This is a genomic window from Neobacillus sp. WH10, assembly GCF_030123405.1.
Lineage (GTDB): Bacteria > Bacillota > Bacilli > Bacillales > Cytobacillaceae > Neobacillus.
Genome location: NZ_CP126110.1, coordinates 3,016,665 through 3,037,402 on the forward strand (window position 1 = coordinate 3,016,665; position 20,738 = coordinate 3,037,402).

At 37.5% G+C, this 20,738-nt stretch carries 18 protein-coding genes; 5 read left to right on the forward strand and 13 right to left on the reverse strand.

What is annotated here, in order from left to right; translation table 11 throughout:
* Positions 1-5 precede the first annotated feature (5 nt).
* From QNH20_RS14300 to QNH20_RS14310, 3 genes are all read left to right on the forward strand, one after another.
* Positions 6-689 carry a MarR family winged helix-turn-helix transcriptional regulator gene (locus QNH20_RS14300; protein WP_283918673.1) on the forward strand — a complete coding sequence of 228 codons (684 nt, stop codon included), beginning with the start codon at positions 6-8 and terminating at the stop codon, positions 687-689.
* A gap of 352 nt (positions 690-1,041) precedes the next feature.
* Positions 1,042-2,241: an iron-containing alcohol dehydrogenase gene (locus tag QNH20_RS14305; RefSeq protein WP_283918674.1), complete on the forward strand. Its 1,200-nt coding sequence runs from the start codon at positions 1,042-1,044 to the stop codon at positions 2,239-2,241.
* A gap of 63 nt (positions 2,242-2,304) precedes the next feature.
* The gene (locus tag QNH20_RS14310; protein WP_283918675.1) at positions 2,305-3,675 is read left to right on the forward strand and encodes an aldehyde dehydrogenase; all 1,371 of its coding nucleotides are present in this window, start codon (positions 2,305-2,307) and stop codon (positions 3,673-3,675) included.
* A 171-nt stretch (positions 3,676-3,846) separates the two neighbouring features.
* Here QNH20_RS14310 and QNH20_RS14315 read toward each other — a convergent pair whose 3' ends face one another.
* From QNH20_RS14315 to QNH20_RS14335, 5 genes are all read right to left on the reverse strand, one after another.
* A complete protein-coding gene (locus QNH20_RS14315; protein WP_283918676.1) occupies positions 3,847-4,638 on the reverse strand; it encodes a LysM peptidoglycan-binding domain-containing protein in 792 nt (263 codons plus the stop codon).
* 293 nt (positions 4,639-4,931) lie between these two features.
* A complete protein-coding gene (locus QNH20_RS14320; RefSeq protein ID WP_283918677.1) occupies positions 4,932-5,849 on the reverse strand; it encodes a hypothetical protein in 918 nt (305 codons plus the stop codon).
* A complete protein-coding gene (locus QNH20_RS14325) occupies positions 5,839-6,363 on the reverse strand; it encodes an RNA polymerase sigma factor (protein WP_283918678.1) in 525 nt (174 codons plus the stop codon). Before QNH20_RS14325 ends, QNH20_RS14320 begins: the two co-directional genes overlap by 11 nt.
* Before the next feature lie 148 nt (positions 6,364-6,511).
* Entirely contained in the window at positions 6,512-8,362 is a 1,851-nt protein-coding gene (gene ftsH, locus QNH20_RS14330) for an ATP-dependent zinc metalloprotease FtsH (protein WP_283918679.1), read from the reverse strand.
* Positions 8,363-8,404: 42 nt separating this feature from the next.
* The gene (locus QNH20_RS14335; RefSeq protein ID WP_283918680.1) at positions 8,405-9,022 is read right to left on the reverse strand and encodes a TetR/AcrR family transcriptional regulator; all 618 of its coding nucleotides are present in this window, start codon (positions 9,020-9,022) and stop codon (positions 8,405-8,407) included.
* Between the two features lie 173 nt (positions 9,023-9,195).
* Here QNH20_RS14335 and cls point away from each other — a divergent pair, with 173 nt between their 5' ends.
* Positions 9,196-10,647, forward strand: a complete 1,452-nt coding sequence (gene cls, locus QNH20_RS14340) for a cardiolipin synthase (protein WP_283918681.1) — start codon at positions 9,196-9,198, stop codon at positions 10,645-10,647.
* 57 nt (positions 10,648-10,704) lie between these two features.
* Here the strand turns inward: cls and QNH20_RS14345 are convergent, their stop codons facing one another.
* Entirely contained in the window at positions 10,705-11,505 is an 801-nt protein-coding gene (locus QNH20_RS14345) for an RDD family protein (protein ID WP_283918682.1), read from the reverse strand.
* A gap of 119 nt (positions 11,506-11,624) precedes the next feature.
* Here QNH20_RS14345 and QNH20_RS14350 point away from each other — a divergent pair, with 119 nt between their 5' ends.
* Entirely contained in the window at positions 11,625-12,605 is a 981-nt protein-coding gene (locus QNH20_RS14350; RefSeq protein WP_283918683.1) for a stage II sporulation protein M, read from the forward strand.
* Here QNH20_RS14350 and QNH20_RS14355 read toward each other — a convergent pair.
* The 7 genes from QNH20_RS14355 to trhO form a co-directional block, all read right to left on the reverse strand.
* Positions 12,583-13,941 (reverse strand): DUF58 domain-containing protein, encoded by a 1,359-nt coding sequence (locus QNH20_RS14355; RefSeq protein ID WP_283918684.1) that lies wholly within the window; start codon positions 13,939-13,941, stop codon positions 12,583-12,585. The genes QNH20_RS14350 and QNH20_RS14355 overlap by 23 nt on opposite strands.
* The gene (locus QNH20_RS14360) at positions 13,892-14,821 is read right to left on the reverse strand and encodes an AAA family ATPase (protein ID WP_283918685.1); all 930 of its coding nucleotides are present in this window, start codon (positions 14,819-14,821) and stop codon (positions 13,892-13,894) included. Before QNH20_RS14360 ends, QNH20_RS14355 begins: the two co-directional genes overlap by 50 nt.
* The gene (locus QNH20_RS14365; RefSeq protein ID WP_283918686.1) at positions 14,818-15,954 is read right to left on the reverse strand and encodes a DUF4350 domain-containing protein; all 1,137 of its coding nucleotides are present in this window, start codon (positions 15,952-15,954) and stop codon (positions 14,818-14,820) included. The genes QNH20_RS14360 and QNH20_RS14365 overlap by 4 nt, the downstream gene beginning before the upstream one ends.
* Positions 15,951-16,592 carry a DUF4129 domain-containing protein gene (locus QNH20_RS14370; protein WP_283918687.1) on the reverse strand — a complete coding sequence of 214 codons (642 nt, stop codon included), beginning with the start codon at positions 16,590-16,592 and terminating at the stop codon, positions 15,951-15,953. Before QNH20_RS14370 ends, QNH20_RS14365 begins: the two co-directional genes overlap by 4 nt.
* A 97-nt stretch (positions 16,593-16,689) precedes the next feature.
* A complete protein-coding gene (locus QNH20_RS14375; RefSeq protein WP_283918688.1) occupies positions 16,690-17,601 on the reverse strand; it encodes a DUF7847 domain-containing protein in 912 nt (303 codons plus the stop codon).
* 171 nt (positions 17,602-17,772) lie between these two features.
* Positions 17,773-19,560: an oligoendopeptidase F gene (gene pepF, locus QNH20_RS14380; protein ID WP_283918689.1), complete on the reverse strand. Its 1,788-nt coding sequence runs from the start codon at positions 19,558-19,560 to the stop codon at positions 17,773-17,775.
* Between the two features lie 166 nt (positions 19,561-19,726).
* A complete protein-coding gene (gene trhO / locus QNH20_RS14385) occupies positions 19,727-20,686 on the reverse strand; it encodes an oxygen-dependent tRNA uridine(34) hydroxylase TrhO (protein ID WP_283918690.1) in 960 nt (319 codons plus the stop codon).
* Positions 20,687-20,738: the final 52 nt, after the last annotated feature.

Below are 20,738 nucleotides of genomic sequence, written 5' to 3' on the forward strand. Positions count from 1 at the left end.
CGGTGGTGGCTGCTACGATAAACTTAACGAAAAGGAGAAGAGAATTTTTAGACAAGATTTGGCATCAGTATCAAACAACCAATCTTCCTGTTCATTATTCGGAAGTGGCAGAAGCAATTGGTGTAAGTAAATGGACTGCATACGATGTTTTAAAAACCCTGGAAAGCCAGGGACTTTTAAAAAGAACTTATGCTACCAACGAAAACGAAACAGGACGTTCCGTTGTGGTCTTTTCCCCTACAGAAATGGCGGATCATTTGTTTCAAAAAGAAAGAAGAATATTTTCGAATCCGGAAGAATGGGAAATGATTCTCAACCAGGCAACAAACTTAATTGAAAATCAGCAAAATCTCCCTTTGATGGATGGGATCAATAATATATTGGAGCAAATGAAAAATGTCGATGTTAAGCTGGAATTCTGTGCTTACTTCCTTTGCGTGTTAATTATTTTCCTAAAAAGCCTTGGTAATCCTGTTAAGGAACTAACTGTCAATGTGGTGAATGCATCACAGGAATCAAAAGTGCAGCTTACTGTATTTGTCGGTGCTGTTGTAGGAATGATTATTCAGTCAGTAGGTGAGGAATTAAGTCCTGAAATGGTTACATTGGTACAACAGTTTTTTGATAATGCGAATCAGCTTAATTCAAAAGAATTAGACATTTTAATTTCGTTCATTAAACAAAGTTAAATTTAGTAGGTAAACCTTTTTCCTCCTCAAACCTTCGTGCCCTATCACTTTTTTGTCAGCCCGATATATCCGGTTGGCTTTTTTTATGGAGAGTACCACTATTTTGATCAATTAAAGCATTTTTCTTGTCTTTTAATCATAGCATTAGATATATTTTCGGAATTTTTATTATATTCATAATATTCCTCTTGACATACCTAAAATAAATAATATATATATGTGATATACGTTTTTGGGTTATTTGGGGTATTCCCCCCTCTTTTTGGGTCTTTTGGGTATCCTGTATATAGTTTATATACTTCGAAGATTGCAATAAAAGAATTCGATTTTTCAATGAAAGCGAGGTAATGTTATGTATAAAGTATATTGCAGAGCTTTTCAGGGAGTTATGAAAACAGCTTCCTCCTTCATGCCTTGGCGTGAACCTGATCTATTAGAGGGAGAAAATAGTTTGAAAGAACTGCCGAAACTTATTAAACGCAATAAAATCGAAAGCGTTTTAATCGTTACAGACCAAGGAATCATGTCGATTGGACTAATGGAGTCATTCCTAAATGACATGCGACAAGAAGGAATCAATTATTTCATTTACGACAAAACTGTCCCAAATCCAACGATCGATAATATCGAAGAAGCCTTTCAAATGTACACCGCTAACAAGTGTCAGGGAATTGTGGCGTTTGGGGGCGGTTCTCCAATAGATTGTGCTAAAGGTGTCGGAGCTCGGGCAGCAAAACCAAATAAGAGTATCCCCCAGATGAAGGGTATATTTAAGGTGTTAAAAAAGATGCCTCCGCTATTTGCCATTCCTACCACAGCTGGTACAGGAAGTGAAGCAACGTTAGCTGCAGTTGTTTCCAATAGCAAGACACATGAAAAATATGCCATAATGGATACATCACTTATTCCGCATTATGCTGTCCTTGATCCATTGCTTATCGTTAATCTTCCAAAACATATTACGGCAGCAACAGGGATTGATGCGTTAACACATGCTGTTGAAGCATATATTGGCAGAAGTAACACTAAGGAAACAACAAAATACTGTTTAGATGCTGTAAAATTAATCTTTGAAAATCTCTATGAGTCCTATTCAAACGGAACAAACATACAGGCACGTTCCAATATGCAAAAAGCAGCCTATTTGGCCGGGATGGCATTCACACGTGCTTATGTTGGTTATGTGCATGCGATTGCCCATACGCTTGGTGGATTTTATTCCGTTCCCCATGGACTTGCGAACGCCATTATCCTTCCTTATGTCCTGGAGTACTACGGTGAATCTGTCCACAAACCATTAGCTGAACTTGCAGAATTAATTGGAATTGGTGTACCAGCGGATACTACCCAGGAAAAGGCCGTTAAATTTATTGAAGAAATAAAAAAGCTTAACTTAAAGATGGAGATTCCTAAAAAGGTCAATGGGATTGTCGATAGCGATATTCCACTGATGGTCGAACGTGCCATAAAGGAAGCAAACCCTCTCTATCCTGTACCAAGAATTCTGAATAAAAAAGATCTGGTTAATCTTTACCAACTGATAAAGGAATAGAATTCTTTAAAAATCTACGGAAATAGTGAAAAATTTGATTCAGATTAAAAGGAAGCTGATGAAATGCAAACCTACAATTCCCTTATTACCAAGCAAAAATCATTTTTTCGGACTGACACTACAAAAGATTTAGCTTATCGACTCGAAGCACTTCAAAAATTAAGGATTGCGATTAAAAATAACGAAAAAAAACTGATGTCTGCCTTAAAGGGGGATTTAAATAAATCTGAATTTGATTCCTATTCCACTGAAATAGGAATTGTGCTCGAAGAATTACGATTTACGATCAAACATTTACGTTCATGGGTGAAACCGAAAAGAGTTAAAACACCTATCACCCATATTGGATCGAGAAGCTTTATTTTTTCAGAACCATATGGTGTGACTCTGATAATTGCCCCTTGGAACTATCCTTTTCAATTAGCAATAGCTCCATTAATCGGTGCCATTGCTGCAGGAAACTGTGCAGTCATTAAGCCTTCAGAATTGACACCGAAAACATCTGAGGTACTTGGGAAACTCATTAGTGATTTATTCCCCGAGGAGTACATTTCCGTTGTGCAAGGAGGCATTGAAACAAGCCAAGCACTGCTTAATGAAAAATTTGATTATATATTTTTTACAGGAAGCGTTCCAGTTGGAAAAGTTATTATGGAGGCGGCAGCTAAAAATTTAACACCTGTTACATTAGAATTGGGTGGAAAAAGTCCTTGTATCGTTCATGAGGATGCCAATATTAAACTAGCAGCGAAGCGTATTGCATGGGGGAAATTTACCAATGCTGGACAAACCTGTATTGCCCCGGATTATTTGTATCTTCATAAAAAAATTAAAGAACAATTTCTCAGTGAATTCAAGAAAGCGACGATCGAATTGTATGGGGAGAAGCCATTAAATAATGTGCATTTCACGAGAATCGTAAGTGATAAGCACTTTCAGCGGTTGTGTTCCTTCCTCGACAATGGTGAACTTTTTATGGGCGGAGACTCAAATCAAGAAAACTTAATGATTGAGCCAACTGTTGTAACAGATATCACTTGGGATGATCAGATAATGCAGGATGAGATATTTGGGCCGATTCTACCTGTACTTGAATACGATGTGCTATCAGAGGTACTTGAAGGAATTCATCGTCACCCTAAGCCGCTCTCACTTTATCTCTTTACGGAAAATAACAACGTTCAACAGGAAGTTGTAAACAGCGTATCTTTTGGTGGAGGCTGTATAAATGACACGGTCTATCACTTTGTCTCCCCTTACCTGCCTTTTGGCGGAGTCGGAAACAGTGGGATTGGCGCCTATCATGGAAAAGGAAACTTTGATACTTTTTCCCATCAAAAAAGCGTTCTTAAACAAACGACCTTATTTGATATCCCGTTTCGATACCCAAATATGAAGAACGGACTTAATAAAATTAAGCTTTTTTTGAAGTAGTTAAACAAAAAAGCCTTGAGTACACGATCATTGTGCTAAAGGCTTTTTAGTAGTTTCGTATAGTTTCATAATTATTGCCGCCTATTCATTTGTTGTAAAACCAACTAGTATATTAAGACGATAAATTTTAAAAAACACGCCTGAAATAAATCAAACGTGTTTTCTAGGAAATTAATTTATTGAAATTAGGGCCCCGTTCTTATGAACTACTGTTACTTCCTGCCCTGATTTTTTTTCGTATTCATTTGCAGTACCGTATGCCACTTTTAATATTAATGGTTTATTCTTATGCTGAAATTCTACTGTAAAGTTGTCAGCGGCACCTACAACCTTTACTTTAGTATGAATTACAGAACCCGGAATAGTGAGCTTTTGCCCAATAAGAACCATATCTTGGCGAAGTCCATTCGCTTTTTTTAGATCTTCTGCCTTTACACCAAAACGATTTGCGATTCCCCATAGAGTATCTCCTGGATTCACTTTGTACACTGGCTTTATGTCTTCTGCTGGTGAATCAATAGAAAGCTTCAGTTTTTGACCAATGTAAAGCTTATCCGTATGTAAATGATTTATCTTTTTTAATTGATTCATGCTCACACCGGATTTTTTAGCAAGAGAATAAAGGGTATCCCCTTTTTGAACAGTATAAAGACTGGAGCTTTTTATAGAATGTTCAGGTACCAAAAGTTGCTGTCCGGCCCTTATTTTCTCTGAAGTTAAACCATTAACTTCCATTAGCTGTTTGATACTAATATTATACTTTTTCGATAGGCTATATAGAGTGTCATTTTTCCCAACAGTATATGAGGTGCTGCTACAGGCTTCGACTTTTGTAGTCATAAACGCAACAGCCGTTAAGGCTCCAGCAAACGCAACTGTTGCCAGCTTTTTATTACGTACGCTCATTTTTTTCTTGCGCAATTCCTCTAATCTTTGTTTTCTTTTTATAAACGTTGTACTCACAGTTCCTACTCCCCCAAAAATATAATAAAAAAAAGAATCCCTTACAGAGATTCGGCAAATTACTCCAATTTATGACTGCATTTTTAATAATTTCCTTAATATCCACCATTTATTTAATTTTTTTCGTTAAGATAAAAGCTGTGATGATTATGAAATAATATTAGCGAAAACCAAAAACCGAATCCACATGTGTGATTTCGGTTTTTGGGGTTTTTAATTTTATTGTACTTAACCCATATTTTTAACATTCCTTCTTATCATTAGAAATTCCGTAAATGCTTGTTTCTATCAGTTTATTCATCCTGGTTCGGGTAAAAATACTCATATGTTAGTTCATTTCCATTTAAACTGATGGTGATGACTTCATTCCCATCTACTGAAACAAAAGTGTTTGACAATCCCTCTCCAGATTCCTTCTGCCAATTGCCATTACTGTGCAAAATCTTTTCTAAATATTGATTATAAGCCTTTGTGGATGCTCCAATCCAACGATACACTTCGTTTTTATTTGAAGTAATGGAAATTGGCTCTAAGTCTACAGGATAAATCATCCTACCATAGCCATGAGTCACATAAAGTGCCCCGTCATGATGATATGGCTTTTTTCCTTTTAACTCGAGTGAAGACATCGCTTGAAAAATGTCACCGTACTCAATCTTTGGATAATCAAATGTATACTGAATCCATTTTTCCTTAGTTAGCGGAATAAAGAAGTAATACCGAATGGCAACGTCCTGCATTTTTACATGCTCTATATACATGAATGTCTTATATGGGAAATGTTCAAGTTCTTTGTTAACAAACATCGGTTTGGAGTTGATAATCGTGTTCATTTCAGCTTCCGTTACTTCACTAACGGTTCCAAAAGGAATCGAGTCATTTTTGTGGTAAAGCTCTAAACTATCACCTGTTTTTTTACTAGTTACACCACCAAGCTTCCAGCTAAAAGACTCATAATCAATCGTGTAATTTGAAGAATTATTTTGCTTAGGATATTCCTTCACTAACATGAAAAGAAAACCTCCGAAAATAACAAAAAGCAACGAGACTGCGGTAATACTTTTCCATTGATGGAACTTCATTGAACTAGTTTTGGAGGGGCGATGATGGATTGATTCTTGAATTCTTTTTCTAATCGCGTCTTTTTGAATGTTTGTTGAACCAAGTTGCTTAAGCAGCTCCCATTTATCTTCAAAATGTTTATTCACCATGATTTCCCCCTCCTATCTCATTCATTTTCTTAAGGGATTGTAATGCTCTTGATAAGGTTTTACGAACCTTTGACTCGGACCAATCGAGAATTTCTGCAACTTCCTTTGTCGTACAATCTTCAATTTTTTTTAACGTTATCACTAAACGATAATTGGGTTTTAGCATTTGTATCTTTTCCAGTTGCTGAAGAACAAACTCCTTGTTTTCAATATGCTGTTCTAAATTAAAGGAAGAAGGAATTTCCTGATTAAGTCTAATTGTGGAAAATAGCCTTTTGCGTTTCCGTTTACGAATTTCATCAATCACCAAATACTTTGCAATACTAAACAGCCACGTTTTAACTGCCGACCGATTTTCAAATCCATCAACTGCTGAATACGCACGTAGAAATGTATCATGGACTAAATCCTCACAGCATTGTTTATCACCTAACATATATAAGATAAACCGATAAATATCATCATAATACAGTTCGTACCAATCCATCACGAGCCCTTCTCTATCTTTATTCAAGCCTTTCCTCACCCTCTTTTTTGCTTTCTTACATATCAGTCGTAGAACATTGGTAAAGTGTGACATTAATAAAAGAAAAAACATCAAAAAAAGCTCATCTTATGTATCACTAAGATGAGCTTTTACATGATTAATGTTGTTTTTTTAATTACTGCTTTTCAAATATATCATTCGTAACCTGTTTCCCTGATAAGATAGCCATAAATTCCTCACCGGTTATCGTTTCTTTTTCTAACAGGTACTTTGTTAGTTCGTGTAATTTATCTTTATTTTCCTCTAAAATCTGAATGGCTTTTTCATGACATGATTTGATAATTTTAAGAATTTCAGTATCCACTTTGGCTGCCGTTTCTCCAGACACCATCAGGGAGGTATCCCCGCCTAAATACGGATTATTGACTGTTTCCAGTGCCATCATATCGAATTCCTCACTCATCCCAAACCGTGTCACCATTGCTCTGGCAATCTTTGTTGCTTGTTCAATGTCATTGGAGGCACCTGAAGTGACCGTTTTAAAAATAATCTCTTCTGCTGCACGGCCCCCCATGTAGGTTGTGATTTTATCCAAGGCTTGTTCTTTTGTCATCAGGATCGTTTCATGTTCATCTACCTGCATCGTGTAGCCTAAAGCGCCGGAGGTTCTAGGGATGATCGTGATTTTATGGACTGGTGCTGAATGACTTTGTTTCGCTGCAACCAATGCATGTCCAATCTCATGATATGAGATCGTTAATTTATCCTTCATCGTAATAACCGCATTTTTCCGTTGATAGCCGGCAATGACCACCTCAACAGACTCTTCTAAATCATTTTGGACAACCTTGTTTCGTCCCAATCTTACTGCCCTAAGTGCCGCTTCATTAATTACATTGGCCAAATCTGCCCCTGATGCCCCTGATGTAGCTCTAGCGATTACATTGAAATTAACATCATCAGCTAACTTCACTTTTGTAGCATGTACTCTCAAAATTGATTCACGGCCTGCTAAGTCAGGTAATTCAACCGGAACTCTTCGATCAAATCTTCCTGGTCTTAAAAGTGCTTTATCAAGTGTTTCTGGTCGATTGGTTGCGGCGAGGATGACGACGCCTTTATCTGCATCGAATCCATCCATTTCTGTTAACAGCTGATTTAATGTTTGCTCCCTTTCATCATTGCCGCCTGCCATACCTGAATTTCGACTTTTACCGATGGCATCTATTTCGTCAATAAATACAATACATGGTGCTTTTTCTTGTGCCTGTTTAAATAAATCCCTTACCCTTGCAGCACCCATTCCGACAAACATCTCAACAAATTCAGAACCTGACATTGAGAAGAATGGAACCTTGGATTCCCCTGCTACCGCTTTTGCCAAAAGGGTTTTCCCTGTTCCAGGAGGGCCTACTAACAAAGCACCCTTTGGAATATTCGCACCGATTTCTTTATATTTTTTCGGGTTATGCAGAAAATCGACAATTTCCTGTAAGGCTTCTTTTGCTTCATCCTGGCCGGCTACATCTTTAAAGACAATTCCTGTTTGAGCTTCAACATATACTTTTGCATTACTTTTACCAAAGGATAAAGCGCCTCCACCACCCATCATTTTATTTTGCATCTTCTTCATCAGCCACTGACCGATTGCAATAAAAATGAGGAGCGGAAGGACCCAAGATAGAATAAAACTTACGATCGGAGATGTTTCTTTCGGTATAACCTTTGTAAATTTAACATTCGCCTTATGCAAGCGGTCAACTAATTTAGGGTCATCAATCGTTCCTGTCTTATAAAGCTTGGCCTCACTTGTATCATATGGTTTAAACACAATGGTGTTATCTTCAATTTCTACCTGTTTTACTTTCCCTTTCTCAACCATAGTTAAGAATGTCCCATAATCCACTTCTTTTACTGAGCGATTAAAAATGGCAGGAAAAATAAAAGAATTTAACAGTAAAATGATTATCAATGTCACTGCATAGTAAAATATTAGCGGTTTTTTTGGCGGTTTCATTTGTTTCATTTATATTCCTCCACGGTCACTAGTCACCAAACTCTCAAAAAACTAATAACTGTTATTTTTATTAGCAAGTCCATTTTTCAAAAGATTCATTTCAATTATATAGTTCCCCAATGCTTCTTGTTTCGACAGCTCTTTTGCAAATTTCTCAACTACATTCCGTATGGTTACTGTGAAAATAATTTGCATAATATGAAACAAATCTTGATCATTTGAAATGTTTAAGTTACTTGTATTTATTAACGATGAAATTTCTTTGAAATTATCGTTATTTTCTCGGTTTCTAAAAATATTAGCAAAGCTATTTTCTATTTTATACGTCATATTCAAAAACGCATTTTTTAAGAATTGAACATTTTCTTCTTCCTGGATAATATATTGGAAAAAATCAATCATAGTTTCAAATAGATCACCATTATGTTTTCTTAGAAGTGATGTAAAGTTGTTATTATTATTAATAACAATACCATTTAATATGAAGAAAAATGCATCCTCCTTGTCTTCAAAGTATTGATAAAAGCTGCCGCGCGGTATTCTCGCTGATCTTACGATATTAGAAATGGATGCATCATATAAAGGTACTCTTGAAAATTCTTTCTTAACGGCGTTTATTAACTTCTCTTTTTTATCCTCTGGTAAATTATAAAATGTAATTTTCGGCATTTTCTTCCCTTCTTATTGTAAAATCTGATTATGACACATTGTCATCAATGCAATGATATATGACACAGCGTCTATTGTCAATTTTATAACTTTAAGTTCTTTTAAAGTTCAACTAATTCAGTTAAAATTTATTTATATCAAAAGACTTAGTGTAATAGAAGGGATTTTAATCTATGGATGTAACGAATGCAAGCACATTACTTGTTTCCATTATTTTTGTTATCAATTTTTTGTTGGCAGCAGCTGTTCTCTTTATTGAACGCCGGGACATTGGCTCAACATGGGCATGGCTTATGATCTTGTTCTTTATTCCCATCGTTGGCTTTATCGTCTATTTGTTTCTAGGCCGACAATTAAAGCAAAAGAATTTTTACAATTTGTCATCTGAAGAAAGAAGTTATCTTCTATCAGCAGTAGATGAACAAATCCATCAACTTCAAGACAATAGATTTTTTCACAATGATTTGCTATCAAAACATTCTGATTTACTCCTGATGAATGTAAAGTCATCCAATGCATTGCTTACATTGGACAATAAAATTGAAATTTTTACTGATGGACATGAAAAATTTAACTCTTTGTTTGAAGATATTAGAAACGCAAAAGAGGAGATTCACCTTCAATATTACATCATTCAACGGGATTCTCTTGCTGACAAACTGCGGGATGAACTCACAAAAAAGGCAAAAGAAGGGGTAAAGGTTAGGCTCCTTTATGATGAAATTGGATCCAGAAGGATTTCTCCTGCTTTTTTTAATGAAATGATTTCTTATGGCGGTGAAGTAGAAGCCTTTTTCCCTTCGTTTCTTAAATTGGTTAATTTCCGGATTAATAATCGAAATCACAGGAAGCTTTGCATTATTGACCGAAAGATTGCCTATATTGGCGGCTTTAATATTGGAAATGAGTACTTAGGATTGGATAAAAAATTTGGCTATTGGCGCGACACACATTTAAAAATCCAAGGGGAAGCAGTTTCCCAAATTCAAGGCAGATTTCTTTTAGATTGGAATTACGCTGCGAAGAACAAGATGAATTTTGAACCATTTTCCTTCCAAGTTGCCAAGCATGATGGAAAAAGTCCGGTACAAATTATTGGGAGCGGTCCTAACACAGTAACGGAACACATTAAAAATATGTATATTAAGTTAATCATGTCTGCTAAAAGAACCCTGTACATCCAATCACCGTATTTTGTTCCAGATTCCAGTTTTATGGATGCCTGTAAAATTGCCTTACTTTCAGGTGTTGATGTAAGAATCATGATTCCTAGTAAGGGTGATTCCGCCGTTGTTTATTGGGCAACTTGGGCATATGCGGGAGAACTTTTAGACTATGGAGCTAAAATTTATCTTTATGAGAAGGGATTTATCCACGCTAAAACCATCGTAGTGGATGAAGAAGTGGCTTCTGTTGGAACTGCTAATATCGACACACGGAGCTTCCGTTTAAATTTTGAGGTAAATGCCGTCATTTACGATGAAAAAGTGGCTAAAAATCTTTATGATTTGTTTCTCCAAGATTGTCAAGATAGCTCTGAATTAACAATGGATAGATACAAAGAACGTTCCCTCGGTATCAAATTAAAGGAGGCCATAACACGTCTCCTATCGCCTATTTTATAATTTTATTTAGAATAAAACTCGGCACCTCCATTAGAAAGTGCCGAGTTTTTTATTTCTCTAAAGTTCAAATTCCCATTCGTCCTTCAGGATTAAATAGAGTACAAGGAGCGTATTTTCTAAATCAGTTTCTCGTTTTCCTTCTACTTCCAGCCCAATTTTCGGAAGCAAGATTTCAGCAATTTGTCTTGTTAATTGATTTCTTTCTTCCATTGGTACTTGAGGATATCGGCTGGCATATGTACTAATCAGCTTCCATTCCTTCATTCCCAGCGACTTTAACGTCCATTCATCGATAAAAATATCGTACTTGGTAAGCCCTCTAGTTTCAATTTCTTTTTCGATTGGAGTTAGTTTCTTTTTCTGTTTTACCTTTCGCTCATGAATGACAATCGTACCAGCGACAAGATCTCCAAGGCGTTTATGCTTTGGATGAAAAAATATCATGATTATCCCTAGAAAGTATGCAGTAGGCAGGGAATCAATTATGCGGATAAGATTCCGGATAAAGCTTGATAATAATGTGATGCTGTGACCATTTTCCTGAATCACTCTGATTCCGATCAGTTTCTTCCCGATCGTTCTACCCCCTAAAAAAAATTCAAACGCAAAAAAGTATCCCCAATTCACGATGAACAGGATAATAATCGTAATAGCTATTGGAATAAAACTATCCGGTAGAAACTGTACAGAGGATATTCCATCCATAACAAAAAAAAGCACAACTATTGTTAATATATTTACAACCGTTAATAGTAACTGATCGATAATAAAAGCAGCTGCTCTGCTTCCTAAACCGGCAAGCTGAAACTGAATCGAAACGTATTCAGGCGTTTTAATATCTAAACGGTCTTCATTCATAAAAATTCCCCCTTTACACAGTTGATTTTTTCTAATGTTGTTTCTATTTTTCTACTAATTTTCTATAATAAGGAGAAAGAGAATAAAAATTACATAGCTCCCTAAAAGAAGGTGTGAAAATGAACGTCAAACAATTCGTAAAAATGCATCGTGAAGAATGGAAACAGCTTGAACAGTTGGTATTAACTATGAGTAAACGCAGAAATGCAATTACAGGTGATGCGATTACACAATACCATCGACTCTATCAAAAGACAGCACAGAATCTTTCCTACAGTCAAACCTACTTCCCAAATGACGAAGTAACGCAATATTTGAATGGACTTGTTTCTAAATCACATAACCTGTTGTACAAGGATCAAGTATCTAGTTTTAAACAAATTCGCCATTTTTTCAGCACCAAATTTATTGGGTTATTAGTGGAGCAATGGAAGTTTGTGGTGGTGGCGATGATCCTATTTATCATTGGCGCCGTTGGGAGCTTTATTGCCGTCATGAATGATCCGCTGCATATCTATGCCATCCTCCCGTCGGAAATCGCTCAAGGTGTTAATCCTGACCACATCGGGGAGGGGAATGGAGCGGTCGACTCCTCTCTCATGTCTGCTAGCATTATGACCAACAATATCAAGGTAGCTATCTTCGCCTTTGCCGGTGGGATTACATTTGGCCTTGTAACAGTTTATTTGCTCGTCTATAATGGTATCCTTATCGGTGCACTCGCTGCCCTTTTTTGGCATCACGAGAAATCCTATGATTTTTGGGCTTATATCGTACCACACGGAATGATCGAGCTTACAGCCATCTTTATTGCCGGCGGTGCCGGTCTGTTAATGGGCTATAAGCTCTTTGTTCCCGGACAATACACAAGAGGTTTTCAATTAAAACATCAAGCGAAACGATCAGTACAGCTGCTGCTTGGGACACTTCCGTTGTTTGTCATTGCTGGAGTCATTGAAGGCTTTATCACCCCGGCTGCGATTTCTCTAGAAGCAAAATATATTGTTGCTTTCCTAACGGTTATCGGCTTAATTCTTTATGTTGTAATCGGAAAGCTAAACTTACGCAAATCTAATGCTATAAAAGATTTTGATTCATAATATCTATATAATGGGATACGGCGGCAATGACCAACTTTTCTTCACGGGCCTCAATCATTTGGAGGCCTTGTTTTTCCCATATACTTTTTTCCCGTTTCTTAAATAGCAGCTGCTGCTGGGCAATACTTTTCACCATCGCTGTTTGTACCGTAACTGGCTCCTCACGTGCTCTCTTAATGAGCGTTTGATCCTCTATTCCAATCATGAAAAATAAATGCCGCTGCCGAAGCCGCTTTAATAAACTTAGCGCGCTTTCCTCATGGAGAAAAGTTCTGACATCACTAAATAATAAAAGTAGACTTCTTTTCTTTTGAACCATTTCTAAGTATTGCAGCACTGCCGCATAGTTTGACTCAGCTGCATCTACTTGCAGATGATAGATTGCTTGAAGAATCGTCTGTAAGTGTGCCATTCCTTTGGCTGGCGGCACAAATACTTTGATTTCCTTTGAAAATGCAAGGACAGAAACATAATCGCCTTTTTGGAGTGCGGCTGCTGTTACTGTCAAGGCCGCTTCTAATGATCTCTCTAAACGGTTTCCTTTCTTCAATTCGGCGCCCATCATTCTTCCGCAATCTAGTAAAATCGTAATATACTTCCCATGCTCCGGTTCGTATTCATTGGCCATCACTTCTTGCAGCTTTGCTGTTTGACGCCAGTTGATTTTACGGGGATCATCCCCCACTACATAGCTCCTTATCTTGGAAAAATCACCAACACCACTTCGCTGTCTGCGAATTTTTAACCCTTCGTATTTTAAAAATTGCTGTGCATTTTCCAGATACTGCTTGGTCTCGGTCAAATCCGGAATAACTTTCACAGAATCCTCTATTCCTAGGGTCGTTTGCTTCTCCCATAAACCCCATAGGCTCGTATAGCGAAAATAAAGATTACTGATTTCATACTTTCCTCTTTCAGTGGCAATCGTTTCATACGAGATCTCCATTGTTGTTTCCTTCGGTATTTTTCCAACAAGAGGAAACGGGCGTTTGAATGCCTGTGGTAACCCATCGACCATCCGGTATGTAAACGAATAGGCAGAGGTATTCTTTACCCTAATCTTTACCTGATTAGAAATACCCCTTTCGAATTCATCAGCTATCACTCGTTGAAAGGAAAGCTGATTTTTTTTCGGTGAAAAGAGTAAGTCTACTAGACTTACGGTAAATACAACAACATTAATAGTAATGACGTAACCCCATGATATTCCCCATCCCGTTCCAATCAATAATGCGAATGAGATGACGAGAAAGAGCAGCAATAGCCGTTTTGTCGGTATTATTCCTCTATCTTGGAACAGGAACCGACCCCACAAGCTCTTCAATGATTTGGTCAACGGTTGCTCCCTCCAATTCTACATGCGGGGATAACTGAATACGATGTCTTAATGCCGGTTTAGCAACCATTTTGATATCGTCCGGTGTCACATAATCACGACCAGCCAGGTATGCCCATGATTGTGCCGCTTTTCCGATCGAGATTCCCGCCCTTGTACTAGCCCCGTATCGAATGGATTCGGTATCACGTGTCTTTCGGACAATTTGCATCGTATAGTCTAGCACATTTTCGCTAACCGTCACTTTTTCAATTTCTTTTCTAATTCTTAAAAAAGCGTCAATGTCTAAAATTGATGCTACTAGCTTTTCATCAAAGCTGTTTTCTATTACTTCTCTTAATACAGTTTTCTCTTCCTCAAATGTTGGAAAATCAATATTCAGCTTAAACAAGAAACGGTCCTGCTGTGCTTCTGGCAACGGGTAAGTCCCTTCAAATTCAATCGGGTTTTGTGTCGCAACAACAAAGAATACCTCCGGCAATGGATATGTTTCACCTTGGATGGTAACTTGCTTTTCTTCCATTGCTTCTAATAATGCAGCCTGCGTTTTTGCAGGTGTCCGGTTGATTTCATCGGCTAGAAGAATATTAGTAAAAATAGGTCCCTTCAGTGTTTGAAATGAACTTTCCTTCATATTATAGAACATGCTGCCAGTGATATCACTTGGCAGTAAATCTGGTGTAAACTGAATTCGGTTAAAGCTGCCTCCAAGTAGCCCTGCCAGCGTTCGTACCATCTGTGTTTTTCCGGTACCTGGAACACCTTCTAAAAGTACATGTCCCCCAGCTAAAATGGAAGATAACAAAAGCCTTAGATTAAGACTCTGCCCAATAATCCGCTCCTCATATTTTTCTAAAAACGCTGTTAATTCTGTTTTCATTCTCCGACCTCTTTTCGTATTTGCTCCAGTTTTCTCGACCATAATAGATATTCTTGTTTACTTATTTTTTCTTTTTCAAGGATGGTGACCAATCCATTAAGAAAAGAATTAATATCACGAGCGGGCATTTGAATCCATTTTTTTTCAATATAACTAGAAAGATCCTGCCATTCCCGGCTGTATGGAATTTGCCAGCGCTCTTGTAACAGTAGCTTGACATAATCTGCTTGGATCAGTAATGAGTCATGATATCGTTTACCTCTGAGATACCAAGCAGCAATTGCTTGAATTCCCTCATCGCTAAAACGAACCGACTCTTCCCTTGGAAAGAAGATTGGTCCGAATCGTTTCCCTTTAAACCATAGCCAAAGAACCATGATTAAGATTCCTTGTAAAACAAGCAGTAAAAACCACATTGGGTAGACGTTCCAAATAGTAGAGGCATTTTCCCCGCCATGAATATATTCATCAAACAAAAAGGTCTGTGCTTTACCTTCATTTAATAGATAAAGAAGTAGTGGTAAATGATCATTTTTTAATAGGTTTTCATTTGTCATCCATTCAGGAGCAATCGCAACAATCAAATGACCTTTACCATAAGTGCGTTTGAGCGCTATGGCTTCCTTGTGATCACTCAATAAAACCACATCTTCTTTCATGGTTTGTAAACGGATTGGGGAACTAATCTCAGCCCGATAGGTGGCATCTGACTGATCAAATACATCCTCCTTTTTGTCATTAGGAGAGGCTTTTTGTTCCGTAAACTCAGTGTTTACATCAAACATCCCTTTAGGGTTGGTTTGTAATAACAAAATGGTATTTCCGTCCTTCATGAAGTTAACATAGTCCTCCATAACATCCTTTTCTGGATAAAATGACGGTTCGACCATAACGAGTAATTGATTTCCTTTCCCATTAGGCAGCATTTCAGGTGCATGGTTCCAGCTCTTTGCTTCCTTTTCTTTCTTTAAATATGTATAAAATGCCTTTACACCGGTTGGAGAAGGAGAATCCGTCACATAGCTTGGATAGACTTGTGGCTTTGGTGAAAAGGAAAAGTAACTTATTGTTAAAAATAAGATGAGTAGAACAATCAGCCAAATCCATGTTCTTACCTTTGATTGTGAATTCATGAAATACCTTCCTCCCCCCTTTCACCGAGCCATTTCATTGCTTCATGTTTGAATTGAACATATTCCTCATTACTCACCGTTCGTTCGCCATAAGTCACATCTTCAAAAAAGTGGGCAAGGCGGTAAAATTGATCGGCTTTTAGTGGATCGTTTTTCCGAAGTTCATCGTAGTAGTCCCAATTCGTTTTCCAAATTCTTGCCTCAAGCCATCCTTTTTCGTGATAATAAAGGAGTAAGGATAAAAACAGGTGGCGGGTTGAAAAAGAATATTCTTCTAATGCTTCATGTTTCATGGCCTCTTCAAGATGCCGCTCGAACGTCCAATTTAATTCCTTCATCGATTGCAGAGGTTTTTGCTTCCGTAAAATCAAATTCCGTCTCGTATTCCGAATCAGAAAGTATGCTGATAATGCTAAAAGAATAATAACCATCACAATAATTACTATTAAAATTGGTCCTGAAGCACTGCTGGCTGATTTAATGGCAGGGAACAACTTTTCCAGCTGTTCTGCGATCCATTCTTTTGCTTTTTCCCACCAGATTTGGATAAACCCTTTAGAATCATTGTAATAAACTCTATACTCTTGTGTATTTAAAATATCTTCAAGGTCATCTCGTGCCTTGTTTGCATCTAACATAATCATCACCTAACATAATAGGTTTATTTATCCCTTGATAACGGGCAGGAAGAATTGGTGGGGGATGAAACAATCCCCCACTGATTGAATTTTCACTTTAAATGGTCTTATAGTCGTCAATCAAATCCTTTAAATCATCAGCATCATGTCTCGTTTTCAAATCAAGATACATAACCCCATAACCTACTGAGAATATCATCGTCGTAAACAGTGATGCCAGATTAGAAATCATATATAATAAAACACTTGTACCTAAAAAGGCACCAAAGGTAAATTGTATAGCAGTACTTATTATTGAGGAGATAATGTAAAACACAATATATAGTCCCATCAACGCCCAAGTTCGGTTCTTTGATAGTCTCCAGCTTCTCGAAAATCCCGGAGAAGTCTTATCAAGCACCACCGAACCAAAATAAAAGCTCCAGCGGGTTAATAAAAGTCCAATCCCTATAGCACATACGAAGAATAACAGGATTCCAAAAAGAATTCCAGCTATTGGATTATCCACCATTGCAGACGCGAACCCTATAATGATTATGACAAGAGGAAAAATGATGATTCCAAACGTGATTAAACCAAACAAGATACTGCTACCAAGCATTGGCCAAAAACGCGAGAAGGCTTGTTTGATAACGGAGCCCACCGTAAACTCTTCCTCATTCCGAATATGATTAATCGCAAACAGGATCGCTGCCTCCGCAACTGGGAATAACAGAGCACTAACTAAACTGACCACGATTAGGCCGATACCAAAATCTAAACTGCTCGAATCAAACGATCCTGAATCTATAAAGCTTGAGAGATTTCGTTCGAACCAATTATCACCAGTCCCTACCTGTCTAAAAAAACTGGTACCTGAAGCGAATTGTATAATTGCTTGAAGCAAGTAAACGGGCCCCATAAAAATGATTAAAATCATGAAAAATTCTTTAAAACGATTTTTACTTAAACTAAAGGTATGATCCAGGATTTCCCCGAATCCTTTTGGCTTTTTAAACTTTGCGTCCAACGTGAATTTCCCCCTTGAATGTAAAAAATGGTTATTATTACCGCCTATTTTATCATTATTCTAAGATATTTGGGGTAGAAATTGTAAAAAAAAGTAGAATAATAGCCTAACCTCTATGGTACAGGCTAAAAAAGTGGAGGTTAGGCCATTTAATATATTTTAGAGTTCCTCTTATAACTTCGAAAACTCTTCTACTAGTTCCCCAAAACGTGTAAGGGAGTTTTCAATCGGGTATGGGGTTGTTAGATCAACTCCCGTCTTTTTTAACAGTTCGAGTGGATAATCCGAGCTGCCGCTTTTTAAGAATTCCAAATACGATGTCAGTGTTTCGTTATCGCCTTCAAGAATCTTTGTTGCCAAATGTATCGCAGAAGCAAATCCAGTTGCGTACTTATACACATAAAATGGACGATAAAAATGAGGAATTCTCGACCATCCATATTTTACTTCCTCATCAAACACAACGTAATCTCCATTGTATTCCCTAAACAATCTCTCATATATTCGATTAAACACTTCTACATTTAGCGGCTGACCCTTTTCAGCCATTTCATGCGTTTGCATCTCAAACTCAGCAAACATTACTTGAGTGAAAAATGTACCTTTAAATTGGTCGATAAAATGGTTCAGTAAATGCCTGCGGATATCAGCATCCTTTTCATTGTTTAATAAATAGTTAATCAATAGCACTTCATTGACTGTTGATGCAACTTCAGCAACAAAGATACTGTAACCGGCTGTAATTTGCGGCTGATGCTTAGAACTCAGCCAGCTGTGGACACCATGACCGCATTCATGAACCAGTGTGAACAAGCTATCCAAATCGTCCTGATGATTAAGAAGAATAAACGGATGGACGCCATAAACACCTAGATTGTAGGCACCAGAACGCTTACCTGGAGTTTCTCTTACATCAATATACCTACCATCCTTAAACTCCTTAAGAATGCCTATATATTCCTCTCCTAAAGGTGCTAAGGCTTTACACATCGTTTCATATGCTTCCTCATAAGAAATCACTTGTTTAACACCGCTTACGAGTGGGACACTCATATCATATTGACGAAGTTCATCGAGTTTTAACTTTTCCTTCCGAATCCGAGTATATTGATGAAGCGGTGTAATATTTTTTTTCGTTGTTTGAACAAGATTTTCATAAACCTCTTTTGGCACCATATCCCCAAATAAGGCCTTTTCAAGTGCGGAAGGATATTGACGGACCCGAGACAGTGTCACATTATTTTTAATAGCCGCTGCAAGTGTTGAAGCTATTGAATTTTTTAACTGCACGTAGGGCTGATAGTACGCTTTATAGGCTTCTTTGCGCCTTTCTCGATCTTCATCCTCAATTAACTTTGCATACATCCCCCTTGTAAGTTCCACACGTTCACCATTATTGCCGGTAACCTCCCCAAACTTAATATCCGCATTATTGATCATTCCAAAAGTATGACCTGGAACGGTCAATGCTTCGCCTAATTGCGAGAGAAGCTCTTCCTGTTCCTTGCTGAGCACATGTGACTTGTACCGGAACGACTCCCATAAGTCCTCTTCAAAATAGGATAATTTTTCTTCAGCCTTTATGTAGCCCTGTAATGTTTCTTTATTAAGACCTAATAAAAAAGGCAGGAAGAAGGAGGTGGCGGCGCTCACTTTTACACTTAGCTGTTTTGCTCTGTCTAAAAGGGCTTGTGCTTCCGTTACCTTCGTATTTTCGTCCACCCTCAACATCGCATATGCATAAACCTTATTAAAATAATATGATAACTCTTCCCTTTGTTTGAGGTATCCATAAAGAGAACGGCCATCATTTATTTCACCATCAAATTTTTTTAGTTTAATGGCCATTTCTTCAATCACCAGATACTCTTCTTCCCATTTACTAACATCCGAATAGATATCTGCTAAATTCCATTTTTCCTTGCTAGGCACTTCGTTTCTGCACGTGAATGTCGTCATTTTATTGCTCCTTTCTCGTTTACAACTGAGTGAGTTAATTTTTCAAAAAAAGGAATAGCTTTCAAAGGTATATTCCATATTTATCATTGGTTTTCCTTTTTTATGTAAGAATTCAAGCTGAGAAAGAACAAAGGCAGGTCAAATGTATGACCTGCCCCATACTTCATTATATAATTACTTCTTTCCCGATTGCGGTTAATCTCTCAGTTACATCTTCTTCACTTAATCCATGCTCGGCAACGTAGCGGTTACGAGGATGAACCCTGCACTTATGTGAACAACTGCGTAAATATTTATACTCGTTTTCCTCTCCGCATAGAATTTTTTTATTACATTCCGGGTTAGCACAATTCACGTAGCGTTCACATGGTTCACCTGTAAAATAATCTTTTCCAACGATGACGTTTTCTTTTCGATTAACAGGAACACTAATCCGCTCATCAAATACATAGAGCTGTCCATCCCATAATTCCCCTTGGACTTCTGGATCTTTTCCGTATGTGACAATCCCGCCCTCTAACTGTGATACGTCCTTAAAACCTTCTTGGAGGAGCCAGCCGGAAAATTTTTCACAACGGATACCACCCGTACAATAGGTGAGAATCTTCTTGCCTTCAAATTCCTTTTTATTTTCTCGGATCCATTGTGGCAAGTCACGGAAATTCAATATATCAGGTCGAACTGCCCCGCGAAAATGGCCTAAATCATATTCATAATCATTTCGAGCATCAATCACTACGGTATCTTCTTTTTGCATTTCGGCAAAGAATTCCTTCGGTTCCAAATGCTTTCCCGTTAACACATTCGGGTCAATATCATCTTCCAAACGTAATGTAACGAGCTCAGGTCTGTAACGAACCTTCATTTTCTTAAATGCATGCTCGGATGCTTCATCAATCTTAAAAATAGTCCCTGAGAAAAGAAGATGTTCCTCCATGTATTTCATATAGGCATCAGTTTGTTCGATGGTGCCTGACACCGTGCCATTAATTCCTTCAGAGGCGATGATAACCCGTCCTTTTAATCCTAAATCTGTACAGAATTGGCGGTGTTCATTCGCAACTTCTTCAGGATTCTCTATCGAAACATATTTGTAATACAATAACACTCTATATTCTTGATTCATGTCTACCACCTTATACTATATATAATATTATAGTTATTATTAACATTAACTA